Below are 22799 nucleotides of genomic sequence, written 5' to 3' on the forward strand. Positions count from 1 at the left end.
CAGGCTGCTCAGGCCCCGGGTCAGGCCACGCCCATCGTCACCAGGTCGTAGTTGCCGTACACCGGGCTGACGTGCACGTTGGTCGCGCCCCGGCCGCGCAGCAGCAGCGTGCGCCGCCAGACCAGCGGCACGAGCACCGCCTCCTCGGCGATCCGCTGCTCGGCCCGCCCCCACAGGGCGGCCCTCTCGGCGCCGTCGAGCTCACGCGTCGCCTGGTCGACCAGGGAGTCGATGGCGGGCACGCGGACACTCACGTTGATCGAGTACTCCTTGGTGATCTGCCTGCTGTCGGCCGGCAAGGACAGGAACGAGCCCGCGTCGGGCCAGTCGGGCGCCCAGGTCTTGGCGATCAGCCCGATTCGCTCCTTCTTCAGGTAGGCCGGGTTGCCGCCGTAGCTCTGGTGGAACTCCGCGACCCCGTGGCCTCGCAGGGTGAGCCGGATGCCGGCCCTGCCGAGGGCCGTCCGCACCGCCTGCGCGGCCGCGGCCTCGCCGGGCACCTCACGGTAGATGTACGTGGCCTCGAACCCGCCGGGCTTGCCACAGGCGGTGAGCGAGCGCCGGGCGGCGTCCGGGTCACCGTTCGCCGTCAGTCCGGGAATCGGCGCGTGCGTGCCCGGGATCGACGGCGGCACCAGCGACGTCGGCACCTCACCCGCGCCGAGCCCGGTGCGGAACCCCCGCTGCACCGCCGTGAGATCCAGCGCCTGGATCACCGCGCGCCGGCAGCCGGGGTCGTCGAACGGCTCCACCTGCGGGTTGATCGCCAGGTAGTTGACGCCGCCGGTGAGCGGCACGTCCGACCGGCTCCGCAGTGCCGGGGAGGCCGAGATCGCGGCCTCCTGCTCCTGCGTCACGGGCGGCCCGAAGGTGACCTCGCCGTCGGACAGCTTCCTGGCCGCCTCGGCCGCGTCCTGGCCGAAGTCCATCTCGAAGCGGTCGGGCAGGCGCGTGCGGTTGGGGTCGGTCGCGGGGTCCCACTGCTCGTTGCGCACCAGCACGAGCCGCTGCTCCGTCGCCCTCTCGAACTTGTACGGCCCCGACGACGCGACCGCGAAGCGGTACCTGCCGCGCGTGTCCCGGCCTTGGGGCACCGGGACCGTCTCGGGGAGCTGGACGACCTGGTCGAAGGCGCCGTACGGCTTCTTGAGGTGAAACACGATCGTCCGGTCGTCGGGGGTCTCGATGGCCGAGTCGGTGTTCGCGTCCGGCGACGTGTAGGGCCCCTGGTAGCCGGTCGGCAGGGCCAGCAGTTCGTCGAAGTGGGCCGATCCGTTGGCGAAGCCCTGGTCCATGCTGCGCAGCACCGCGTACTTCACGTCCGCCGAGGTGATCGGGGTGCCGTCGTCGTACGTCACGCCCTGCCGCAGCGTGTAGGTCCAGGTCCGGCCGGCGTCGCTCGGCTGTCCTGGTCGCTCGGCCAGGTCGGGGACGACCTGCGTGCCCGCCGCGCCCGGGGCGGGCTTGAACATCGTCAGCGACCGGCCGTAGAGGCGGATGAGGTTCAGCGTGTCGGGGAGGTAGGCGTCACCCGGGTCGGTGGAGTCCAGGGCGGAGCTCAGGGCCACCCGGACCGTCCCGCCGGTCGTGCCCGACGGGTTCGCGATCGCCGCCACCGCCGCGTTCTGACCGGTCGCCCGTCCGGTGGCCGTTCCCGCCTGCCCCGAGCCGGCCGGGGTGTCGCCGCGGCTGACCAGCCAGGCGGTCACGCCGATCACGAGGGCCGTCGTCACCGCCACGGCCGGCACCAGCACCTTGCGCCGCGAACCGCTGCCGCCGGGGCTCGGCGCCGTGGCGGACGGCGCCTCGGATCGCGGGCTCACCTGGGCCGGTGGCGCCTGGGGGTGTGCGCCCGGGGCAGGGAGTCCCGGCACGGGTGGCCCGGAGGGCGGCGGCGGAGTGGCCGCACCGGCCGGGCCATTGGACCGGATGAGCTCACCCAGCACCTGCTCGGCCGTCGGCCGGAACCGGGGATCCTTGCCGAGCGCGGCCTGGAGCAGCGCGGCGAGCGGCTCCGGCACCCCGGACAGGTCGGGGGCGGCGCTCAGGATGCGGTGCATCACCATCGGCAGCGTCCCGAACCCGAACGCGCTTCGCCCCGTCGCCGCGAACACCATCGTGCCCGCCCACGCGAACACGTCGCTGGCCGGCTCTGGCCGGCCGTGGAACTGTTCCGGAGCCATGTACGCGGGCGTGCCCACCACGCTCGTCGTCAGGCTCTGGCTCACGTCGAGCGCCCGGGCGATCCCGAAGTCGATCACCCGGGGCCCGTCGGGGCCGAGTAGCACGTTGCTCGGCTTGAAGTCACGGTGCATCACGCCGGCCCGGTGGATCGCGGCCAGCGCCGTGGCGGTCGCGACCGCCAGCCGTACCAGCACCTGGCCGCGCATGGGCCCCTCAGCGGTCACCTGGTGCTGGAGTGACGGCCCGTCGACGTACTCGCCGACGATGAACGGCCGGTCGTCGACCGCGCCCACCTCGAGCACCCGGGCGGTGCAGAACTCCGCGACCCGGCGCGCCGCCTCGGCCTCGCGGCGGAACCGGCGCACGGCCTGCTCGTCGTCGGCGAACCGGGCGTGCAGCAGCTTGATCGCGACGCGCTCACCGGAGGGGGACAGGCCCAGGTAGACGCTGCCCTGGCCGCCTTCGCCGAGGAACCCGGTGACCGTGTAGTCGCCGACCGACTCAGGGTCGCCCGGCCGTAACGGACGCACGCCCAGCATCCGGCTCCTTCTGGAGAGACATCGGGCCTCTCACGATAGAACGCGCCGGAAGATCCGCACTAGAGCCGGGGACGCGCTCCCAGGTGCATGATCGCCTTGGTGGCCAGCCGGCAGCCCGACGCCAGCGACTCGGCCGGAGGCTTGCCCGCCAGCCACGGCGGCAGGAACCCAGCGCAGAACGCGTCGCCCGCACCCGTGCCGTCGACGATCCGGTCGACCGGATCGGTGGCCACCCGGACCGGGTCGGGGCGGCCGTTGCCGAACCACAGGGCGCCCTCGGAGTTGAGCTTGATCACGACCTGCGGGAACCACGCGGTCAGCACCTTGGCCGCCGCCTCGGGATCGTCGCGGCCGGTCAGCACCTTGGCCTGGTCGATGTTGGCGAACAGCAGCTTGGCGCCGCTCGTCCACTCGAGGAACGGCTCGGCGCCCGTACGGTCCAGAGGGGCGGACGAGGCGCAGTCGACCGTGATCGACATACCCGAGTGGTGGGCCATGTCGAGCGCCGCCAGCCCCGCGTCGCGGGAGCCCTCATTGATCAGCGTGTAGCCCGACAGGTGCAGGTGGCCGCCGCCGTTGAACAGGTCACGCGGCAGGTCCTCCGGCGAGAGGGCGGCATTGGCGCCCGGGTCGGAGAGCATCGTGCGCTCGCCCTTGTGTGTGACGAGCACGACACAGGTGCCGGTCGGCCGCTCGGGATCCATCACGAGCCGGGCGTCGACGCCGTAGCCCATCAACTCCATGTCGCGGTTGCGGCCGGTGATGTCGGCGCCACGGCGCCCGATGAAGGCCACCTCGGTGCCTTCGACCGCCAACCAGGACGCGATGTTGGCCCCGGAACCGCCACCGTGCATGGTCACGACCGCCGGGGTGTCGCTGGCCCTGGCGAGTGCATAACGGGCGCGCGCGACCGCGTCGGTCATGAGATCGCCCACCACGACGACCCGCGTCATGATGCCACCACCTTGCTGCTGCCTACAGAACGAGCCTGGCCACGGCAAAACTAACAGCTTCCGGGCTGCTCGTGGGGCGGACCCTCGACACCGGGCATCAGTCGATGCACAAGCGTTGCCCAATGGGCGGGCGGGTCTCGGCATCCGGGACGCGCGGCTACGCTCGGGGTGTGGAGGCTCACTATCCCGCCCACTGGGAGGCCGACGTCGTCCTCGCCGACGGCGGCACCGCGCACGTTCGTCCGATCAGGCCCGCCGACGCCGACCGTCTGCGCGCCTTCTACTCCCGGTTGTCCGAGGAGACGATCTACTTCCGGTTCTTCGGGCCGAGGCCCAGGCTGTCCGACCGGGAAGTGGCCTGGTTCACCAACGTCGACTACGTCGACCGGGTCGCGTTGATCACCACCATCGGCACCGAGATGGTGGCCGTCATCCGCTACGACAGGACCGGGCCGGGCGAGGCCGAGGTGGCCTTCCTGGTCGAGGACGCCCACCAGGGCAGGGGAGTGGCCTCGGTGCTGCTCGAGCACCTGGCCGCCACCGCCCGCGAGCACGGCATCGAGCGGTTCGTCGCCGACGTGCTGCCCGCCAACATGAAGATGATGGGCGTGCTGCGGCAGGCCGGTTACACCGCCGAGAGCCGGTTCGCCGACGGCGTGGTCCGCATGACGCTCGACCTCACCCCGACCGACGTCTCCGCCGAGGTGACGACCTCGCGCGAGCACCGCGCGGAGGCCAGGTCCATCGCCCGGCTGCTCGCACCCGGCTCCGTCGCGGTGATCGGCGCCTCGCGCGAGCCGGGCGGCATCGGCCAGACCGTGCTGCGCAACCTGCTGGCCGCCGACTTCACCGGACCCGTCTATCCGGTCCACCGCGAGGTGCGGGCCGTGGCCGGGGTGCGCGCCTACCCGAGCGTCACGGCCATCGACGACGAGGTGGACCTCGCCGTGGTGGCGGTGCCCGCCGGGAGCGTCGCCGACGTGGTCAAGGAATGCGCCGAGAAGGGCGTGCACGGGCTGGTCGTGGTGTCGTCGGGGTTCGGCGAGACCGGCGCCGAGGGCCGGGCCAGGCAGGACGAGCTCGCCGGCATCGCCCGCGCCTACGGCCTGCGCATGGTGGGGCCCAACTGCCTGGGCATCGCCAACACCGACCCCGCCGTCAAGCTCAACGCCACGCTCGCCGCCACCGTCCCCGGCCGGGGACGCGTCGGTTTCTTCAGCCAGTCGGGCGCGCTCGGCACCGCGCTGCTCCAGCGGGTGGCCCAGCGTGGCATGGGCATCTCGTCGTTCGTCTCGGCCGGCAACCGGGCCGACGTGTCGGGCAACGACCTGCTGCAGTACTGGGAGGAGGACACCTCGACCGAGGTGATCCTGCTCTACCTCGAGTCGCTGGGCAATCCGCGCAAGTTCGCCCGGCTGGCCAGGCGGATCGCCCGCGCCAAGCCGATCGTGGTGGTCAAGAGCGGTGGCACCCCCACCGGTCACTCCGCCCGGGAGCTCGGGCTGCCCGACACCGCGATCAGCTCCCTGTTCGAGCAGGCCGGGCTGATCCGGGTGGACGACCTCATCCAGCTGTTCGACGTGGGCCAACTGCTCGCCTTCCAGCCGCTGCCCGCCGGTCCCCGGGTCGGGCTGGTGACCAACTCCGACGCGCTCGGACTGCTGGCCGCCGACGCCTGCGCCTCCGCCGGGCTGTCGCCGGGCACCCCGGCCAACCTCGGCCCGCGCGCCGGGGCGGCGGAGTTCGGGGCGGCCCTGGCCGAGCAGCTGGCCTCCGACGCGGTCGACTCGGCGGTCGTCATCTACATGCCGCCCCTGCCCGGCGACTCCGACGACGTGGCGGCCGAGCTGCTGCGCGTGTCGCAGGCAACGGGCAAGCCGGTGCTGGCCACCTTCGAGGGGCACAACGGCATGCACCCCTCACTCAGCGTGGGCGCCACCCCCGGCCGGGGCTCGATCCCGTCCTACCCCGCGCCGGAGGAGGCCGTCAGGGCACTGGCCCACGTGGTGCGCTACGCCTCGTGGCGCTCGCATCCCGTGCTCGCGCCGCCCCCGCTGGACGACATCGACACCGACGGCGCCCGCGACCTGGTCCGCCAGACCCTCGCCGCCGCCACGGCCGAGCCCGCTTCCGCCGGCTCGGCCTCCGGTGGGGAGACGTCGCGGGCGCTGGGCTCCTTCGCCGAGCCGGGGCCACCCGTGGAGGTCGACGCCGCCGAGCTGCTCTCCCACTACGGTCTCAGCGTGTGGCCCGCCGAGGTGGTGGGCTCGCCCGAGGAGGCGGTCGAGGCGGCGGGCCGGTTCGGCTGGCCCGTCGTGCTCAAGGCCGCCGGCCCCGAGGCCGCCGGCCGGGCGGGCACCGTGCGACTGGGCCTGGCCACGCCCGACGGCGTCCGGCACGCCTACGCCGAGCTCACCGAGCAACTCGGCGCCGGCACCGAGCTGGCCGTGCAGCGCATGGCGCCCCAGCCTGCCGTTCCCACGGTGGTCGGCGTCGTCGAGGACCCCGCGTTCGGGCCGGTCGTCTCGTTCGGGCTCGGCGAAGTGACCGCGCGCCTGCTGCTCGACCAGGGGTTCCGGCTCGCGCCGCTGACGACGGAGGACGCCGGCGCCCTCGTGCGTTCCGTCCGGGCGGCCCCGCTCCTGTTCGGCGAGTACGGCTACCCGCCCGTGGCCGTCGACGCCCTGGAGGACCTCCTCGTACGCGTCGGGCGGATGGCCTCCGACCTGCCCGAGATGGCGCGGCTGGAGCTCGACCAGGTGCTGGTGGGCGAGGCGGGCGTGATCATCCTCAGCGCCCGGGCCACCCTGCGGACACCACCCGGCCCCCGCCTGGACGGTGGCCCGCGCCGGCTGGCCTGACCGGGCGGCCCGGGACACCGGCGACCATCCCGACCATCCCCGACGCCGCCGGAAACCCCGGCAATCTTCAACTCCGGATATCGCGATGAGCAGATAAAAGACGTTATAGAGCGTTATGCGCGAGGGGTGAGGGCACTGCGCGCTCCTGGCAGGATGGACCCATGAGGGAAACCCGAGTCTCAGCCGCGGGCCTGCGTGAAGCGATCGAACGCAGCGGCTACTACCCCGACCTCGTCACCGATGCGGTCGAGTCCGCGCTGGGCAAGGAGGCAGTGACCGCATTCGTGGTGCACCACGAGGCCACGTTCGACCCGGCCATGGAGGTGCGCAGGCACGTCACGGTCCTGGTGCTGTCGGCCACGAGGCTGCTGGTCTGCCACACCGACGAGCACCCGGCGGTCGAGGGCGTCTCGACCTCCTACGCCTCCACCACCACCGAGGCCGTCCGCCTGAGCCGGGTCCAGTCGGTCGCGGTCACCCGCGTCGTCCCCGACCCGGCCGCCTACGCGCCGGGCGTCCCTCCCACGGAGGTCACGCTCACCATCGGCTGGGGCGCCATCTCCCACGTCGACCTTGAGCCGGCCACCTGCGGCGACGAAAACTGTGAGGCCGACCACGGCTACACCGGTGCCATCACCGCCGACGACCTGTCCCTGCGGGTCAGCGAGGCCGCCGACGGCCCCGAAGCGGTCACCCACGTCCTCGCCTTCGCCAAGGCGCTGTCCGAGGCCACCGCCCGCGCCGCCACCTGACCGGCGCGACCACGAGCCGGCGCCACCCCCTCATGGCTCCGGCGCGACCAGGGGCGCGGCTAAGCTCGGAGAATGGTCGAGAACACGCCCCTGATTCCGGCGTACGGCGGGTCGTCCCTGGCTGATCTGCCCCGGTCCTTACTCGCCGCGCTGGGCCTCGACGAGCACAACGTGCTCGGCATCGAGCCTGCCCGGAGCATCTGCCTGTTCCTCGTCGACGGCCTCGGAGCCGAGCTGCTGCGCGCCCACGCCGACGTGGCGCCGTTCCTCGCCGCCGCCGGCCGCACCACGCTCACCGCGGGCTTCCCGGCCACGACGGTCACCAGCCTGGGGTCGCTCGGCACCGGCCTGACACCGGGCGAGCACGGGATGATGGGGCTCATGCTGGCCGTTCCCGGCACCGGCCACCTCTTCAACTGCCTGCGCTGGACGTTGCCCGACAAGATGGTCATGGACCCTCTCGAATGGCAGCCCGCCACCACCGTCTTCCAGCGCGCCGCGGCGGCCGGGATCATGGCGAGCTACGTGGCCCCGTCCGCGTTCGAGGAAAGCGGGCTGACCAAGGCCGTCCACAGAGGCGTGCGCTTCCTGGGCGCCGACCCCATCGAGGAGCGCGTCGCCAGGGTGCGCGAGGCGCTCCACGAGGCGCCCGCGTACGTCGTCGTCTACTACGGCGATCTCGACGCCGTCGGCCACATGACCGGCTGGGGCAGCGACGCATGGCTGACGCAGCTCGCGATCGTCGACCAGATGGCCGAGCGGCTCGCGCAGACGCTGCCCGGCGGCTCCGCTCTCTACGTCACCGCCGATCACGGCATGGTCAACGCCTCCGACAAGATCGAGGTGGATGCCGAGCCCGCGCTGACGCGAGGGGTCGCCCTGCTGGGAGGCGAGGCCAGGGCCCGCCACGTCTACACCGAGGAGGGCGCCGCCGGCGAGGTGCTCGACGCCTGGCGCGAGACGCTGGCCGGCCGGGCCTGGGTGGTGTCCAGGCAGGAGGCCGTCGAGTCCGGCTGGTTCGGGCCGACGGTGCGGGCCGAATGGCTGCCGCGCATCGGCGACGTCCTGGCCGTCCCCCACACCGACCTCGCCCTCACCGCACCCACCGTCCACAAGATCGAGGCGGTGTTCACCGGCTACCACGGCTCGATGACCGCCGCCGAGCAGTACGTTCCGCTGCTGGAGGTATCCACCCGATGAGCCCGCTGATCACACCCGCCGACCTCGACGCGCTTCGCGACGCCACCGTGCTCGACGTGCGCTGGCGCCTCGGTGGCCCGCCGGGGATCGACCTCTACCGGGAGGGGCACCTGCCCGGGGCCGCCTACTGCGACCTCGACACCGACCTCGCCGCCCCGCCCGGCGAGGAGGGCCGCCACCCGTTGCCCTCGGCCTCCGGCTTCGAGGCCGCCATGCGGCGGCTCGGCGTCGACGACGACCGGCCCGTGGTGGTCTACGACGACGCGGGCTCCACCGTCGCCGCCAGAGCCTGGTGGACGCTGCGCTACTTCGGCCATCAGGACGTACGCGTGCTCGACGGCGGTCTGACCGCCTGGACCGAGGCCGGCCTGCCGACGGTCAAGCAGGCCCCCGAGATCGTCCCGGGCGGTTTCACCGCGAAGCCGGGCGCGATGCCGGTGCTGACCGCCGACCAGGCGGGAGCGCTCGCCGGTGACGGTGTGCTGCTCGACGCCCGGGCCGCGGCCCGCTACCGCGGCGAGCTCGAGCCGGTCGACCCGCTCGCCGGTCACATCCCGGGAGCCGTCTGCGCGCCGGCCACCGACAACCTCGGCGCCGGCGGCAGGTTCCTGCCGCCCGGCGAGCTGCGGGCGCGCTTCGGGGAGCTCGGCGTGCGTGCGGGCGTGGCGGCCGGGGCCTACTGCGGGTCGGGGGTGACCGCCGCCCACCACGTGCTGGCGCTGGAGGTGGCGGGCCTGTCCGGCTCCCTCTACGTGGGTTCGTGGTCCAACTGGGTCGCCGACCCGGGCAGGCCGGTCGCGACCGGCTGATCGCCCGCGCCGAAGCAGGCGAAGCCCAGCACCCCCGTCTTGGCCGCCGCCGAGGCCAGGGCCGAGGCGGGCGGGCAGCCCGTGGCGAGCAGTTCGTGGAACAACGTCATCACGGCCAGCGCGTCCTCGTCGCGCACCGGCACCATCCCGGCGACCACGCAGGTCGTGCCCCTGGCCAGGAACGTGCCGGCCAGCCCGAGCGGCGCGCCCTCGGCCGGGGTGCGGGCCATGCCCGAGTCGCACGCCGACAACACCACCAGCCTGGCCGTACGCGCGAGCCCGAGCAGGTCGTAGGCCATGAGCGGGCCGTCCTCAAGCGTGATGGCCGACAGCAGCGGGCTGCGCGCGTGGAACACGCCGTGCGCCGCGAGGTGCAGCACGTCGGCCGTGACCAGCGCGTCCAGGACGGCGCCGGTGCGCCCGGCCACCTGCCGGCCGCGAGGATGGAGGGCGAGCACCCGGCCGACCTCGGCCCCGGCGTGGGCGAGCCCCGGCCCGGCGGCCGCGGCCACCACGGGCGGCCAGGACGGGACGGGCCCGCGGTGCCGGGCCGCAAGCCACGCGGTCGCCCCGGCGGCCACGCTCACGGGGCGTTCGCGCAGACACGGCAGCGCGCCCCAGGGCAGCGTGTGCAGCACTCCGGCGGGTACGACCACCATCGGCCGGTCGCCCAGCTCGGCCTCGATCGGCCCGAACAACAGCCGTTCGAGCTCCTCCGCCGCCGGCCCGACCAGCCCGCCTCCGGTCCCGCAGTCGCCCAGGCTGCTTCTGCGCAGGGCGTAACGCAGCTGGATGAGCGCCTCCGTGATCGGCCCCAGGTCACCGAGCCGCCGCAGCGCCATCCGCTCGCCGGTGATCACCACCGCCAGCAGCGACCTGCCCTCGACGACGAACTCGACCAGCGCCCCCGAACCCAGCGCGGCCCGCACCTGGTCGGGGTCGGCCGTGCCGCCAGGGTGCGCGGGAGCCGCCACCGCCCGCCAGCGCTCGGCCCAGCCGAACACCTCGGCGGGCGACCCGTCGCGCACCGCCAGGCTCAGCCCGAACGCCGCCAGCCGCTCGCCGGCCCGCGCCGCGTGCGCCCGCAGCGCCGGGTCGTCGAACGCGTCCATCTGACTGCCCACCTCGGCCAGCCCGACACGCACCTCGCGGAGCGCGCCCGGGATGTCCTCGCGCAGCGACGCCTCCAGCGCGAGCGCGTGCCGGCGCACCGGCGCCGGGATCTGCGAGGCCCGCGCGAGGTGTCCGGCCTGCGCCTCGGAGGACAGGGTGATCAGCCGGGTCCCCTCGGGCATCTGCGGCGCGTCGGGGATCGCGTGCGCGGTCAGGTGAGCCAGCTGGTCGCGGGCCAGCGGGTGGTCGTCCAGCGCCAGGGCCGTCTCGGCGGCCACGAGCCGGAGGGCGCCCGCGCCCACCGCCAGGGCCGAGCCGGTTTCGAGCTCGTCGGCGCAGTCCACCAGGTCGCCCAGCAGCCGGGGAGTGGGACCTTCGAGCATCAGCCGGGCCCGCAGGGTCACCTCCCTGACCAGGGGCAGCCACGCCTCGCGGTCCTGCGCGGCCAGCTCCAGCTCAGCCCGCGCCGCCACGGTCAGCGCCCGGCGCGCGTCGCCGGTCAGCAGCTCGACCTGAGCGAGCTTGAGCCGCGCCTCCGCCAGCGCCACCAGGGCGCCGGACGCCTCCAGATCGGGCACGGCCATGGTGAGCAGCTCCCTGGCCTCGCCCGGGAGGTGGGCGGCCAGCAACGCACCGGCGAAGTCGGCCCGCATCGTCGCCAGGCGCTCGGGGTAGCCGAACAACGTGTCCTCGGCCGCCCGGTAGTGGCCGAACGCGCCCGCGAGGTCGCCTCGCCGTACCGCGAGGAACGGCAGGTTGGCCGACGCCAGGCGGACCAGGTGGTCGAGCCCGGCGTGCCGGGCGATCTGCAGGCAGGCGGTGATGTCGCGTGCGGCCGACTCCCAGTCGCCACGGTAGGCGTGGACCAGGCCGCGGTTGAGCAGCCCGCCGGCAAGGAACCTGCGGTCGTCGATCGTGCCGGGGGCGGCGACCAGCGCCTGCAGGGCGCGATCGCAGGAGGCGATGGCCTCCTGGTAGCGGCCCAGATGAGCGAGCGCCACGGCGCGCTGCGTGTCGAGCTTGGCCCGGTCGAGGGGCGAGAGGTAGGCCCAGGCCAGCGCGGCGATCCGGAGCGCCTGCAGGGGATGACCGCGTTCGGTGCGGACCGTCACCAGGGAGAGCCGCGCCTGCGCGAGGCGTTCGCGGGGCGCCTGGGGGGTCGCGATGGCCCGGCGCAGGTGCCGCTCGGCGGCCTGGAGGTCGCCCAGCTCTCGGGCGCCGAGGGCCATCGCCCTGAGGGCGACCACGGCCGCCTCCACGTCGCCGCAGGACTCGGCCGCGGACAGCACGGTGCGACCGGCGTGCAGCGCCTGCTCGGGATCCACGATGGAACGCAGCACCGCCGCCTCGGCGGCCAGGACCAGGACCAGCGGCTTGGCGTCGCCGGTCGCCTCGGCCGGAGGCGGCGAATGCGGGGGGCGGTCAGGAGCAGGGGGGCGCCGTCCGGAGACGGCGCCGGATCCCCTGCCGCTGTTCTTCGTCATGGGCGGATGCGCACCCACCGGGTTTGGACCGGCGCGTGGCCAGGACGATGGCACACCACGCTGAGCCAGCCCGGAGGCAGGCCGGTGGCCGCGAACTGGCCGGTGCGCGCGAGACGCCTCGTGAGCGTCAGATGGGGGGTCCGGACATCGACGTGGGTGCCCTCTCCCGGATGCGGGACGATCTGCCCCGCCACGTCGATGAGCCCGTCGCCCACCGTCACCTCCAGGTCGAAGGTGAGGCCGGCCGCGACGAAGCGGACCAGTTGGCAACCGTCGATGCCGCGTACGCCGTGGGGCGCGGCGCACTCGGCAGGCGCGGCGGTCACCGCTTGAGGAACCCGTAGCCCATAGGCATCGCGTGCGGCAGCGGAAACATGCCCGGGCATCGGGTCGTTCCCGGCGGCGAGCCGGAGCGCCGCCAGGAAGTACTCGTCGTTGATCATTGCACCGTCTCCTGTGATGAGATCAGGGTGCGCAGCTTTTCCAGGCACCGCGTTCTGGTTGGGCCCACGCTGCCAAGGGGCACGCCCAGACGCAGTGCAACCTGCTGGTATCCAAGATCCGTCGCGACCAGCTGGAGCAGTGTGCGGCATGGCTCGTGCAGGGTGGAGACCGTCCTCCAGAGGATGCGGCTGCTGTCGGCCTCCAGAACGGCCGCCGCTGGATCAGAGTCGAGTGCGACGTCGAAGAAAGGCGCTCGGGGGAGCTCCTTCCTGAGGATCAGAAGCGCTTCGCGGCGGGTGGTCGTCGCCAGCCACGCGCCAACGCCTGATGGTTCTCTGATGTCATGGAGGTGTTCGAGCAGACGCAGCCATGCTCCCTGGACCGCGTCCGCCGCATCGGCCTCGGTCAGCCCGCACACCCGGGCGACTGCCCACATGCGCGGCCCGAACCTCGACTCGAGCTCATCCCAGGCCGTCTGGTCGTCGTCGGCCGCTGCCTTGAGCAACTCCGCCGGATCGCGTGGCTCCTGCATGCGGCCTCCTCCGCCCGGGCTCACCAGGAGGCCATGCTGCCTCCCCGTGATCAGCCAAGGACTGAGCGTAAACTCTACAGACTCGACGGGACGAGAACCCCCAGATCGGCAATTTGCCGGGCCCCCTCGGGGGCGAGCACCCGCGCCGCCGCCTCGCGTACCGGCCGTTCCCTCGCCGCCTCGGCGACGGTGACCGTGTCGGGCAGCGCGCCGAGCGCGTCGGCGAGCAGGGGAGGCGGGCGGTCGTCGAAGGTGTGGCCGCCGAACGACAGGTTGAGCACCTGGGGCGGGTCCTCCCGCATCCGGTGCAGCGCCCGCACCACGCCGGCCTCGTCGCCCAGCCCCTGCCCGTCGAGCACCCCGCGGACGGTGAGCGACACGCCCGGCGCCCGCCGCGCCAGGATGCCGGCCAGGAAGGTCCCGTGGCCGGCCTGCTCACCCGGTGGCACCTCCTCGTCCACCTCGCGAAACCAGTCGCTGCCCGTCCACCACGGGTGGGGGGCGACGGGGGTGTCGAGCAGTCCCACGACCACGGGCGAGTGGTCCCGGCCCGGCCGGTGATGGACGCGCGGGACGGGGAACGGCCGGGAGGCCGGCCCGCCGAAGAAGAGCGGCTGGGCGGCGAGGACGTGGTTGGGCGAGGCGCGGAAACCCTGTTCGCGCAGGTCTCTGGCGAGCTCGCAGACGTCGGCCCCGGCCGTCAGCTGGATCACGCACACGCCGTCGGCCTCGGAGACGGCCTGGGTCCAGCGCGACGCGGCGGACAGGGCGCCACGGTCGGTCAGCAGCTGGCCCGGCCGGATGAACGCGGCGCCGGCAGGTTCGATGTCCATGAGCGGGTATCTATCCGCGCCCGGGCCGGTGTCACGCGTCACAGCCGCAACAACTTGGTATGGCCCCCCTCTGGTGTCCGATTGCGACCGACGGTAGTCTCTCCCTAGTCACTTGTGATCATCCCAGGACGAGGCCGTTGGGGAAGGCGCACCTCGTACCGATCGGGAGGTCCGGTGTCTGCTCGTGGCGTGATCTACGTCCACTCGGCTCAGCCCGCGCTGTGCCCTCATATCGAATGGGCGGTCGCGGGTGTTCTTGGCGTACCCGTGGACCTGACGTGGACGCCGCAACCCGCCGCGCCCAACGTGGTGCGAGCGCAGGCGGAGTGGGAGGGCCGGCCCGGTGTCGCGGCGGCCATCACCTCTTCCCTCATGGGTTGGCAGCGCATCCGCTTCGAGATCACCGAGGACGCCTCGTCAGGGGTCGACGGGTCCCGTCACGCCTATACGCCGACGCTCGGCGCCTTCAGCGCGGTCATCGGGGCGGCGGGCGACATCATGGTGCCCGAAGACCGGCTTCGCACGGCGATGCTGATGGCCGCCCAGGGCCGGTGCGTGCTGGAGGACGAGCTCGACAAACTGCTCGGAAAGCCCTGGGACGAGGAGCTGGAGCCGTTCCGCTACGCGGGCGACGGCGCGCCGGTCCGCTGGCTGCACGCCGCCGTCTGACCTCTCCCCGGCCTCCTGACAACCGCCGAGAGCAGACAGCCGTCGCGCGGACAGCCATCAATCGGACAGCCGTCGATCGGACGGCTGTCAATGGGACGGCTGTCAATCGGACAGCGAAAGGGTCCCGCACCTGACCTCGGTGCGGGACCCTTTCGGCCGCTCTTACAGCGGGATGTTGCCGTGGGCGCCCCTCGCGGGGGTGGCCTGGGCGAGCACCTTGGCGATCGCGCCGCGCGTCTCGCGCGGGTCGAGGACCTCGTCGATCACGCCCAGCTCCTGTGCCCGGCTGAGCCCGCCGGCCAGCTTCTCGTGCTCGCGAGCCAGCCGTTGCTCCAGCTCGGCCCGCTCCTCCTCGGGCGCCGCCGCCAGCTCGCGCCGCTTGAGGATGCGCACCGCGGCGACCGCGCCCATGACGGCGATCTCGGTCGTCGGCCAGGCGAACACCTTGGTGGCGCCCAGCGCGCGGGAGTTCATCGCGATGTACGCCCCGCCGTAGGCCTTGCGCGTGACCAGCGTGACCCGCGGCACCGACGCCTCGGCGAACGCGTGCAGCAGCTTGGCGCCGCGCCGGACCACGCCGTCGTGCTCCTGGCCGACCCCGGGCAGATAACCCGGAACGTCCACAAGGACAACCAATGGCACGCCGAACGCGTCACACATACGTACGAAGCGAGCGGCTTTCTCGGCGGACGTGGCGTCGAGGCAGCCGCCGAGCCGCATCGGGTTGTTGGCGATCACACCGACCGTCCGGCCACCGAGGCGGCCGAGCGACGTGACGATGTTCGGCGCCCACTTGGGGTGCAGCTCGATGCCCGGCTCGTCGAGCAGGCCGTTGACCAGCGGCTTGACGTCGTAGGCGCGGCGGGCCGACTCCGGCAGCAGGCTGGAGAAGTCGATCTCGCCGATGTCGGAGGCCCGCACCCGGCCCTGGTGGCCGAGCAGCGAGGCCAGCTGGCGTGCCCGCAGCAGCGCCTCGGTCTCGGTCTTGGTGACGACGTGCACGACGCCGCTGCGCTTGCTGTGCGGCTCGGGGCCGCCCAGGGCCGCGCTGGAGACGTCCTCGCCGGTCACGCTGCGGACCACGTCGGGGCCGGTGACGAAGATGCGGCCGGAGTCGGCCAGGATCACCAGGTCGGTGAGCGCCGGACCGTAGGCGGCGCCACCGGCGGCGGCGCCGACGACCACCGAGATCTGCGGCACCACGCCGGACGCCTTGGTCATCGCGGCGAAGACCCGGCCGACGGCGTGCAGCGACTCGACGCCTTCGGCGAGTCGCGCACCGCCGGAGTGCCAGATCCCGATGACCGGCACCCGTTCGCGGACGGCCACGTCGTAGGCGTGCACGATGTGCTCGCAGCCCTCGCTGCCCATCGCGCCGCCCTGGAAGCGGGCGTCACTGCAGAACGCGACGACGGGAACACCCTCGACGCGGCCCATGGCGGCGAGTGCGCCGCTCTTGTCCTCAGGAGTGATCAGCCTCAGCGAGCCCTCGTCGAGCAGCGCGGACAGACGGACGACGGGGTCTCGGGGATCCGCGGGCTCCTGATCGGAGCCGGACATCACCACCCGGTTGTCGAGCACGGTCATTCAGGCTCCCTTAAAGACGACGGTCGCGTTGTGGCCGCCGAATCCGAACGAGTTGTTCACCGCGGCGATGTCGCCTTCGGGCAGCCTGCGGTTGGCGCCGTAGACGAGATCCACCTCGATGCCGTCGTCGAGGTTGTCCAGGTTGATGGTGGCGGGCACGATCCGGTCGTGCAGCGCCTTGATCGTGAAGACCGACTCGATGCCGCCCGCGCCGCCCAGCAGGTGGCCGGTCATGGACTTGGTCGAGGTGACCAGGGGATGGGTGCCGATGGCCTTGGCGACCGCCTGGACCTCGATGACGTCCCCGGCGGGGGTCGAGGTGGCGTGCGCGTTGACGTGCTTGACGTCGAGGCCGGTGATGTCGGCGTCGTTGAGCGCCTGGGTCATCGCCATGATGATGCCCCGGCCCTCGGGCTCGGGCTGGGTGATGTGGTGCGAGTCGGCGGAGTAGCCGACGCCAGAGGCGTAGGCGTAGACGCGCGCGCCGCGCGCCCTGGCGAACTCCTCGGACTCCAGCACGATGATGCCGGCGCCCTCGCCGAGCACGAACCCGTCACGGTCGCGGTCCCACGGCCTGGACGCCCCGGCGGGGTCGTCGTTGCGGGTCGACATGGCGCGCGCGGCCGCGAAGGCGGCCACGTTGAGCCCGTGGATCGCGGCCTCGGTGCCGCCGGCGACGACGACGTCGGCGCGGCCCGACCTGATCATGTCCATCGCGTAGCCGATGGCCTCGGCGCCGGAGGCGCAGGCGGACACGGTCGCGTGCACGCCGGCCTGGGCGCCGCGGTCGAGCCCGATCCAGGCGGCCGGGCCGTTGGGCATGAGCATCGGCACCGTGAAGGGCGAGAGCCGGTTCCAGCCCCGCTCCTTGTAGGTGTCGTAGGCGGACAGGGTGGTGTTGATGCCGCCGATGCCGCTGGACACCACGACGCCGAGGCGCTCGGGCGCCACCTCAGGGGCGCCCGCGTCCTGCCACGCCTCGCGCGCCGCGACCATCGCGAACTGTTCGCTGCGGTCGAGGCGGCGGGCTTCCGGCCGGGGCAGCACCTCGGCCGGGTCGACGGCGGCCGTCCCCGCGAACTTCACGGGGACGGTGTCGACCCAGTCCTCGGTGATGGTCGTGACGCCCGACTGACCGGCGAGGAGCGCCGACCAGGTCGAGGTGACGTCTCCACCGACGGGCGTCGTCGCGCCGAGCCCGGTGACGACGACACGTACCCGGTTCGCACTCACGTTTTCGCGCTCCTTGTCGATCAGGGGTGTGACTTCAGTGCTGGATGAAGGTGAGGACGTCCTTGACCGTCTTGAGGTTCTTGAGCTGGTCGTCGGGAATCTCGACGCCGAACTCGTCCTGGGCGGCCACGGCGATCTCGACCATGGACAGAGAGTCGATGTCGAGGTCGTCCACGAAGCTCTTCTCGGGGGTCACCTCACTCGCCGGAATGCCGGTGATCTCGTTGATGATCTTGCCGAGGCCCTCGAGGATCTCCTGCTCGGTGGCAGCCATGTCGGTGGTTCTCCTTTGGATTTCTGCTGGATTCTGTACGGCTCCAGCCGTACAAGCTGTGGTGGATACGGCCGGAGCCGCAATGGATCCTATGGAATCTCGATGACTTGACCCGCATAGGTGAGGCCGGCGCCGAAGCCCAGGATCAGCGCTAGCTGCCCCGAACGAACCTCGCCACGCTCCAGCATGCGCGAGAGCGCGAGCGGGATCGACGCGGCGGAGGTGTTGCCGGCGGTGACGATGTCGCGGGCCACGACGGCGTTGTCGGCGCCGATCTTGCGCGCGATCGCCTCGATGATCCGCAGGTTGGCCTGGTGCGGGACGAACGCCGCCAACTCGGACGGGTCGACTCCGGCACGCTCACAGGCCTCCTTGGCGATCGGGTGCAGGGCGGTGGTCGCCCAGCGGAACACGGTCTGGCCTTCCTGGTGCAGGAAGGTGTCGCGCTCGTTGATGATGATCGCGTCGGACTTGTCGCCCGAACTGCCCCAGACTACCGGGCCGATGCCGGGGGCGTCGGCGGGGCCCACCACCGCGGCTCCGGCGCCGTCGGCGAAGATCACGGCGGTGGAGCGGTCGGTCCAGTCGATCCACTGCGACAGCTTCTCGGCCCCGATGACCAGCACGTGCTTGGCCGAACCCGCGCGGATCGCGGAGCTGGCGACGCCGAGCGCGAAGCAGAAGCCGGCGCAGGCGGCGTTGACGTCGAACGCGCCGGGCGCCGTGATGCCGAGCCGGTGGGCCACGATGGCCGAGGCGTTGGGGATCTGCGTCTCGAGCGTGCAGGTGGCGACGATGACCAGGTCGATGTCGGCGGCGGACAGCCCGCTCGCGGCCAGCGCCTTGCCGCCGGCCTGCACGGCCATGTCCTCGACGGACTCGGCCGCGCCGGCGATCTTGCGCTCCTTGATGCCGACCCGCGACTGGATCCACTCGTCGTTGGTCTCGATGGTCTTGGCCAGGTCGTCGTTGGTGACGACGTTGGCGGGCTGGTAGTGGCCGAGGGCCAGCACCTTCGCGCCCGGGGCTACGTCGGGGATTCTCACTTGATCAGCTCCCTGGCCGCGTCGAGGTCTTCGGGGTTCTTCAGAGCCACGGTCTGGATGCCCCGGAGCCCGCGCTTGGCCAGCCCGGTCAGAGTGCCGCCGGGCAGTAGCTCGATCATCGTGGTGACGCCCAGCTCGGCCATGGTGGCCATGCAGGAGTCCCACCTGACGGGATTGCGCACCTGCTTGACCAGGCGCTCGATGAGGTCGGCGCCGCCGGTGACGATCTGGCCGTCGGCGTTGGACAGCAGCCTGACCCGCGGATCGGCGGGAGTGACGGACTGGGCGGCCTCGCGCAGGTGGGCGACGGCCGGCTCCATGTGCGCCGTGTGGAACGCGCCCGCCACGGAGAGCGGGATGAGCCGGGCGCGGGCGGGAGGAGCCTCCTTGAACGCGGCGAGCTGCTCGAGTGTGCCGCCCGCGACGATCTGGCCGGCGCCGTTGATGTTGGCCGGGGTCAGCCCGTGTGCGTCGATCGAGGCCAGGACGTCGGCCTCGACGCCGCCGAGCACCGCGGTCATGCCGGTCTCGGTGATGGAGGCGGCCTTGGCCATGGCCTGGGCGCGCTCGCGGACCAGGCTCAGCGCCTGCTCCGGGGTCAGCGCCCCGGACAGCGCGGCCGCGGCGAACTCGCCGACGCTGTGGCCGGCGAGCAGGTCGGGAGTGGCGCCGAGCGCTTCGGCGGAGGCCAGTGCGGCGGCCACCAGCAGAGGCTGCGCGACGGCGGTGTCGCGGATCTCGTCGGCCCCCGCGGTCGTGCCGTAGGCGATCAGGTCGAGCCCCACGACCTCGGACCAGGCGCCCAGCCGGTCCGCGAAACCGGGCAGCTCGAGCCATGGACTGAGGAATCCTGGGGTCTGGGCACCTTGGCCCGGAGCGACGAGTACAAGCACGAAGTCCACCCTGCCCTGTAGAAGTTCGACACGCTGATAGGGATCCGTACGAACTTTGTCCGCACAGTTTTGTAGGAAGCCTACAATGAAGGTTTCGGGCGGGTTACGTTAGGGCGCGCCACGTTACGGCGCTCTCCGCGAGCCTGCCCAGAATGAGCCCGACCTGGAGGGTGAAGGCCGATCTGCCGTCGGTCGGCTGATAGCCGGCGAGCTCGGTGATCTTCTTGAGACGGTAGCGCACCGTGTTGGGATGCACGAACAGCAACCGCGCCGTGGCCTCCAGTGATGTGCCCTGCTCGAGGTAGGTGGCCAGCGTGTCGAGCAGCGGCGTGCCGGCCAGCGGCAGGTAGACGTTCTCGATGAGCTGCTTCCTGGCGTCCTCGTCGCCGTCGAGCGCCCGCTCGGCCAGCAGGTCGTCGGCGTGCACCGGCCGGGGCGCGTCGGGCCAGCCGGACGACGCCTTGAGCCCGGCCAGCGCGGCCCGGGCGGACCGGGCGGCGGCGTGCAGGTCGGGCACCTCGGGCCCGATGACGATCGAGCCCTGCCCGAAGCGGGCCACCACCTGCCGGGCGGCGTCGTTGACGCTGCCGGCGCCGCCCACGATCACGATCAGCCGGTCGGCCTGGACTCCGGCGAGCAGGTCCATGCCGATGCGGCGGCCCTTCTCCCGCAGCCCGTCGATCACCGTGCCCGGGTCCTCGTCGGGGGCGTGACCGGCGATCACCACCACGGGGGAGGAGGTCCAGCCGAGCGCCGCGGCCCAGGAGTGCAGCCCGTCGTCCACCTCGCCGCGCACCAGCGCGTCGACGATCAGCGCCTCCAGCCGGGAGTCCCACGACCCCCTGGCCTCGGCCTCGCGCGCGTAGACGTGCGCGGCGGCGAAGGCCACGTCGCGGGTGTAGCGCAGCATGGCCTGCTGGAGCTGGTCCTCGCCGCCCGGCGCGGCCAGTTGGTCGGTCTGCGCCTCGACGACCTCGACGACGATGCGGACGATGTCGACGGTCTGCTGCAGTGAGATGGACCGCTTGAGCTCGCGCGGCGCGGTGCCGAAGAACTCGATGCTGGGCGTCGGCCGATCCTCGCCCGCGTGCTGGAACCACTCGACGAACGCGGCGATGCCCGCCTGGGCCACCAGCCCCACCCACGAGCGGTCCTCGGCGCTGAGCGCGCGGAACCACGGGAGCCGCTCGTCCATGCGGGCCATGGCCGCGGTGCCGAGCGAGCCCATGGCCCGCTCCAGCCTTCGGGTGGTGTCGGCCCGGATCCGGTCTGTCACGCCTCCTAGAGTGCCAGGTCCGGTCAGATGACCGCGACGGCCGTGATCAGGCCGATCGCCACGTGGGTGACCGCGAGCAGCCGCGCGCCCGGCTGCAGCTCGGGCTCCTTGACCAGATCGCGGACCGAGATGCCGACCACCTTGTCGAAGGCGAGCATGGCCACGGTCTGCACCACGATGCCGACCAGGCCGAAGACCGCGGTGCCCGCGAGCCCCTCGCCCAGCCGGCCGCCGGAGGACCAGATCGAGGCCGCCACGATGAGCCCCACCGCGGCGAGCGCGGAGGTGGCGAGCAGGGTGGCGTTGGGGTTGCGCTCGCTGCGGATGATCGAGCTCAGCTTGCCGGGAATGGCGAGGTCGATCACGTAGAAGCCGACTATCAGCAGGATCACGCCGACGGCGGCGTAGGCGGCGATGGCGCCCGCGCCGCGGGCGAGGGTCTCCAGCAGGGTCATGATCGCTCGATTCGGTGAGGGACGAAGGACGAGGTGTCGTCGGTGATGAGGCCGGTGGTCTCCCTGATGCCCAGCCCGGCGGCCTCGTCGGCCACCATCCAGGCGCCGAGCACGGGCCGCTGGCCGTCGAAGTCGGGCAGGGCGTCGAAGCCCTGGAAGACGTAGCCCTCCTGGCCGTAGGAGCCGGAGGTCTCCTGGGTGCCGGCGGGCGTGACGATGCGCATCGAGGCGCCCTCCCGGCCGAGCAGCGGCTTGGCGATGTAGGAGGTCAGCTCGCGCGGGCCGTCGAGGTAGGCGGGCAGCAGGCCGGGATGGCCGGGGAACAGCTCCCACAGGATCGCGAGCAGCGCCTTGTTGGACAGCAGCGCCTTCCACAGCGGCTCGATCCAGGTCGCGTGCCGCACGGCGTGTCGCCCGAACGCGTCGGCCAGCATCCACTCCCACGGATAGAGCTTGAACGCCGAGCGGATCATCTGGCCGTCGAGGTCGACGAAACGGCGGTTGAGCTCGTCCCAGCCGATGTCCTCCATGGCGATGGCGGCGGTGGTCAGCCCGGCCTGCTCGGCGGTCTCCTGGAGGTAGGCCAGGGTCATCGCCTCCTCGCCGGTCTCGTCCATGGACGTCCAGGCGAAGTGGACGGGCCCGGCGGGCAGGGACAGCTCGCCCCAGCGGTCGATGAGCCGCTCGTGGACGGAGTTCCACTGGTCGTCGTCCGGGTGCGTGTCCTTCAGCCAGAACCACTGCGCCACCGACGACTCGACCAGCGAGGTCGGCGTGTCGGCGTTGTACTCCAGCAGCTTGGCCGGACCGGTGCCGTCGTAGCGCAGGTCGAACCGGGCGTACAGGTGGGGGTCGCGCCGCTCCCACGATCGGGCGACGTCGGCGGCGGCCCAGTCGGGGATGGCCAGGTCGGCGAAGCGGCCGGTCGAGACGATGTGCTCGGCGGCCTGCAGGCACATCGCGTGCAGCTCCTCGACCTGCGCCTCCAGGGCCTCCACCTCGTCCATGGAGAAGACGTAGTGGACCGACTCGTCCCAGTAGGGGCGGCTCAGCCCCTCGGGGTGGGCCGCGCGGTGGTAGGCGATGCCCTGGCTCTCGATGATCTTGTCCCAGCCGTCCCTGGGCACTCCGCGCTCGCGTCGCACCCGTCAGCCGCCACTGCTCGAACGGCTGCCGAAACCGCCTCGCTGGATCTCACGGCCGGCGCGCGAGGAGATGTTGACGTCGGACGGGCGCAGACTGGTGCCGCCGCGCACGCGGGTGCCGACCCGGCTGCCGCCGTAGTACCAGTGGTAGGCGCCGCGCGAGCCGACGTAGTAGTGGGAATTGCCGTCGTCGTCGTCGCAGTAGGACTCGTCGACGACCGCGTAGGAGCCGTCGGACAGCTGGTCGTTCATGTCGACGCAGTCGGCGGCGACCTCCTCGGTGTTCTGCGTGGCGGCGCAGAACCCGACCACCATGACGGAGACCACGCCGATGACGGTCAGCGTGATCACTCGCGACGACTTGGACGGTTTCGGCGGGGTCGGCCGTCCGGAAGGTCTCGGTGGTCCGGGTGGCCAGGGAGGTGGCGCCGGGGGCGAGGGGTTTCCCATCAGAATCCTGCTTTCATTGACCGGTGAGCCTATCGCCGCCATTCCCGGCCCATCAATCCGCCGGAGG

At 72.5% G+C, this 22799-nt stretch carries 20 protein-coding genes; 5 read left to right on the top strand and 15 right to left on the bottom strand.

Annotated features, from left to right (window positions below):
• Positions 1-20: 20 nt before the first annotated feature.
• Both AC5L3X_RS13805 and AC5L3X_RS13810 read right to left on the bottom strand, forming a co-directional pair.
• Complete coding sequence (locus tag AC5L3X_RS13805) at positions 21-2723, bottom strand: ABC transporter substrate-binding protein (RefSeq protein WP_494857326.1); 2703 nt, start codon at positions 2721-2723, stop codon at positions 21-23.
• 59 nt (positions 2724-2782) lie between these two features.
• Positions 2783-3676 (bottom strand): carbohydrate kinase family protein, encoded by an 894-nt coding sequence (locus tag AC5L3X_RS13810; RefSeq protein ID WP_494857327.1) that lies wholly within the window; start codon positions 3674-3676, stop codon positions 2783-2785.
• A gap of 170 nt (positions 3677-3846) precedes the next feature.
• Between AC5L3X_RS13810 and AC5L3X_RS13815 the strand changes: the two genes are divergently transcribed.
• From AC5L3X_RS13815 to AC5L3X_RS13830, 4 genes are all read left to right on the top strand, one after another.
• Positions 3847-6537 carry a bifunctional acetate--CoA ligase family protein/GNAT family N-acetyltransferase gene (locus AC5L3X_RS13815; RefSeq protein WP_494857328.1) on the top strand — a complete coding sequence of 897 codons (2691 nt, stop codon included), beginning with the start codon at positions 3847-3849 and terminating at the stop codon, positions 6535-6537.
• Positions 6538-6698: 161 nt separating this feature from the next.
• Entirely contained in the window at positions 6699-7289 is a 591-nt protein-coding gene (locus AC5L3X_RS13820) for a DUF5998 family protein (protein WP_189128141.1), read from the top strand.
• A 72-nt stretch (positions 7290-7361) separates the two neighbouring features.
• Positions 7362-8489: an alkaline phosphatase family protein gene (locus AC5L3X_RS13825; RefSeq protein WP_494857329.1), complete on the top strand. Its 1128-nt coding sequence runs from the start codon at positions 7362-7364 to the stop codon at positions 8487-8489.
• Positions 8486-9298, top strand: a complete 813-nt coding sequence (locus AC5L3X_RS13830) for a sulfurtransferase (protein WP_494857330.1) — start codon at positions 8486-8488, stop codon at positions 9296-9298. Before AC5L3X_RS13825 ends, AC5L3X_RS13830 begins: the two co-directional genes overlap by 4 nt.
• Here AC5L3X_RS13830 and AC5L3X_RS13835 read toward each other — a convergent pair.
• From AC5L3X_RS13835 to AC5L3X_RS13850, 4 genes are all read right to left on the bottom strand, one after another.
• Positions 9238-11895, bottom strand: a complete 2658-nt coding sequence (locus AC5L3X_RS13835; RefSeq protein WP_494857331.1) for a CHAT domain-containing protein — start codon at positions 11893-11895, stop codon at positions 9238-9240. The two genes, AC5L3X_RS13830 and AC5L3X_RS13835, sit on opposite strands and share 61 nt — an antisense overlap.
• Positions 11892-12338 (bottom strand): hypothetical protein, encoded by a 447-nt coding sequence (locus AC5L3X_RS13840; protein WP_189128145.1) that lies wholly within the window; start codon positions 12336-12338, stop codon positions 11892-11894. The genes AC5L3X_RS13835 and AC5L3X_RS13840 overlap by 4 nt, the downstream gene beginning before the upstream one ends.
• Entirely contained in the window at positions 12335-12871 is a 537-nt protein-coding gene (locus tag AC5L3X_RS13845) for an RNA polymerase sigma factor (RefSeq protein ID WP_189128146.1), read from the bottom strand. Before AC5L3X_RS13845 ends, AC5L3X_RS13840 begins: the two co-directional genes overlap by 4 nt.
• A 74-nt stretch (positions 12872-12945) precedes the next feature.
• On the bottom strand, positions 12946-13704 hold the full coding sequence (locus AC5L3X_RS13850) for a S8 family serine peptidase (RefSeq protein ID WP_494857332.1): 759 nt from the start codon (positions 13702-13704) through the stop codon (positions 12946-12948).
• A 174-nt stretch (positions 13705-13878) separates the two neighbouring features.
• Between AC5L3X_RS13850 and AC5L3X_RS13855 the strand changes: the two genes are divergently transcribed.
• Positions 13879-14373: a DUF3145 domain-containing protein gene (locus AC5L3X_RS13855; protein WP_189128148.1), complete on the top strand. Its 495-nt coding sequence runs from the start codon at positions 13879-13881 to the stop codon at positions 14371-14373.
• 162 nt (positions 14374-14535) lie between these two features.
• On the opposite strand, the gene AC5L3X_RS13860 is transcribed toward AC5L3X_RS13855, so the two are convergent.
• The 9 genes from AC5L3X_RS13860 to AC5L3X_RS13900 form a co-directional block, all read right to left on the bottom strand.
• Positions 14536-15960: an acyl-CoA carboxylase subunit beta gene (locus AC5L3X_RS13860; RefSeq protein ID WP_494857333.1), complete on the bottom strand. Its 1425-nt coding sequence runs from the start codon at positions 15958-15960 to the stop codon at positions 14536-14538.
• Positions 15961-17193, bottom strand: a complete 1233-nt coding sequence (fabF, locus tag AC5L3X_RS13865; RefSeq protein ID WP_189128150.1) for a beta-ketoacyl-ACP synthase II — start codon at positions 17191-17193, stop codon at positions 15961-15963.
• Positions 17194-17227: 34 nt separating this feature from the next.
• On the bottom strand, positions 17228-17467 hold the full coding sequence (locus AC5L3X_RS13870) for an acyl carrier protein (RefSeq protein WP_189128151.1): 240 nt from the start codon (positions 17465-17467) through the stop codon (positions 17228-17230).
• 89 nt (positions 17468-17556) lie between these two features.
• Positions 17557-18513 carry a beta-ketoacyl-ACP synthase III gene (locus tag AC5L3X_RS13875; protein ID WP_189128152.1) on the bottom strand — a complete coding sequence of 319 codons (957 nt, stop codon included), beginning with the start codon at positions 18511-18513 and terminating at the stop codon, positions 17557-17559.
• Entirely contained in the window at positions 18510-19406 is an 897-nt protein-coding gene (locus AC5L3X_RS13880) for an ACP S-malonyltransferase (RefSeq protein WP_494857334.1), read from the bottom strand. The genes AC5L3X_RS13875 and AC5L3X_RS13880 overlap by 4 nt, the downstream gene beginning before the upstream one ends.
• A gap of 103 nt (positions 19407-19509) precedes the next feature.
• On the bottom strand, positions 19510-20634 hold the full coding sequence (locus AC5L3X_RS13885) for a PucR family transcriptional regulator (RefSeq protein ID WP_494857477.1): 1125 nt from the start codon (positions 20632-20634) through the stop codon (positions 19510-19512).
• 71 nt (positions 20635-20705) lie between these two features.
• Positions 20706-21137, bottom strand: coding sequence for a DUF350 domain-containing protein (locus AC5L3X_RS13890; RefSeq protein WP_189128154.1), 432 nt, complete (start codon positions 21135-21137; stop codon positions 20706-20708).
• Entirely contained in the window at positions 21134-22282 is a 1149-nt protein-coding gene (locus AC5L3X_RS13895) for a glutathionylspermidine synthase family protein (protein WP_494857335.1), read from the bottom strand. The genes AC5L3X_RS13890 and AC5L3X_RS13895 overlap by 4 nt, the downstream gene beginning before the upstream one ends.
• Before the next feature lie 3 nt (positions 22283-22285).
• On the bottom strand, positions 22286-22633 hold the full coding sequence (locus tag AC5L3X_RS13900; RefSeq protein ID WP_189128156.1) for a hypothetical protein: 348 nt from the start codon (positions 22631-22633) through the stop codon (positions 22286-22288).
• Positions 22634-22799: the final 166 nt, after the last annotated feature.

It is taken from the genome of Nonomuraea sp. CX421 (assembly GCF_059358955.1).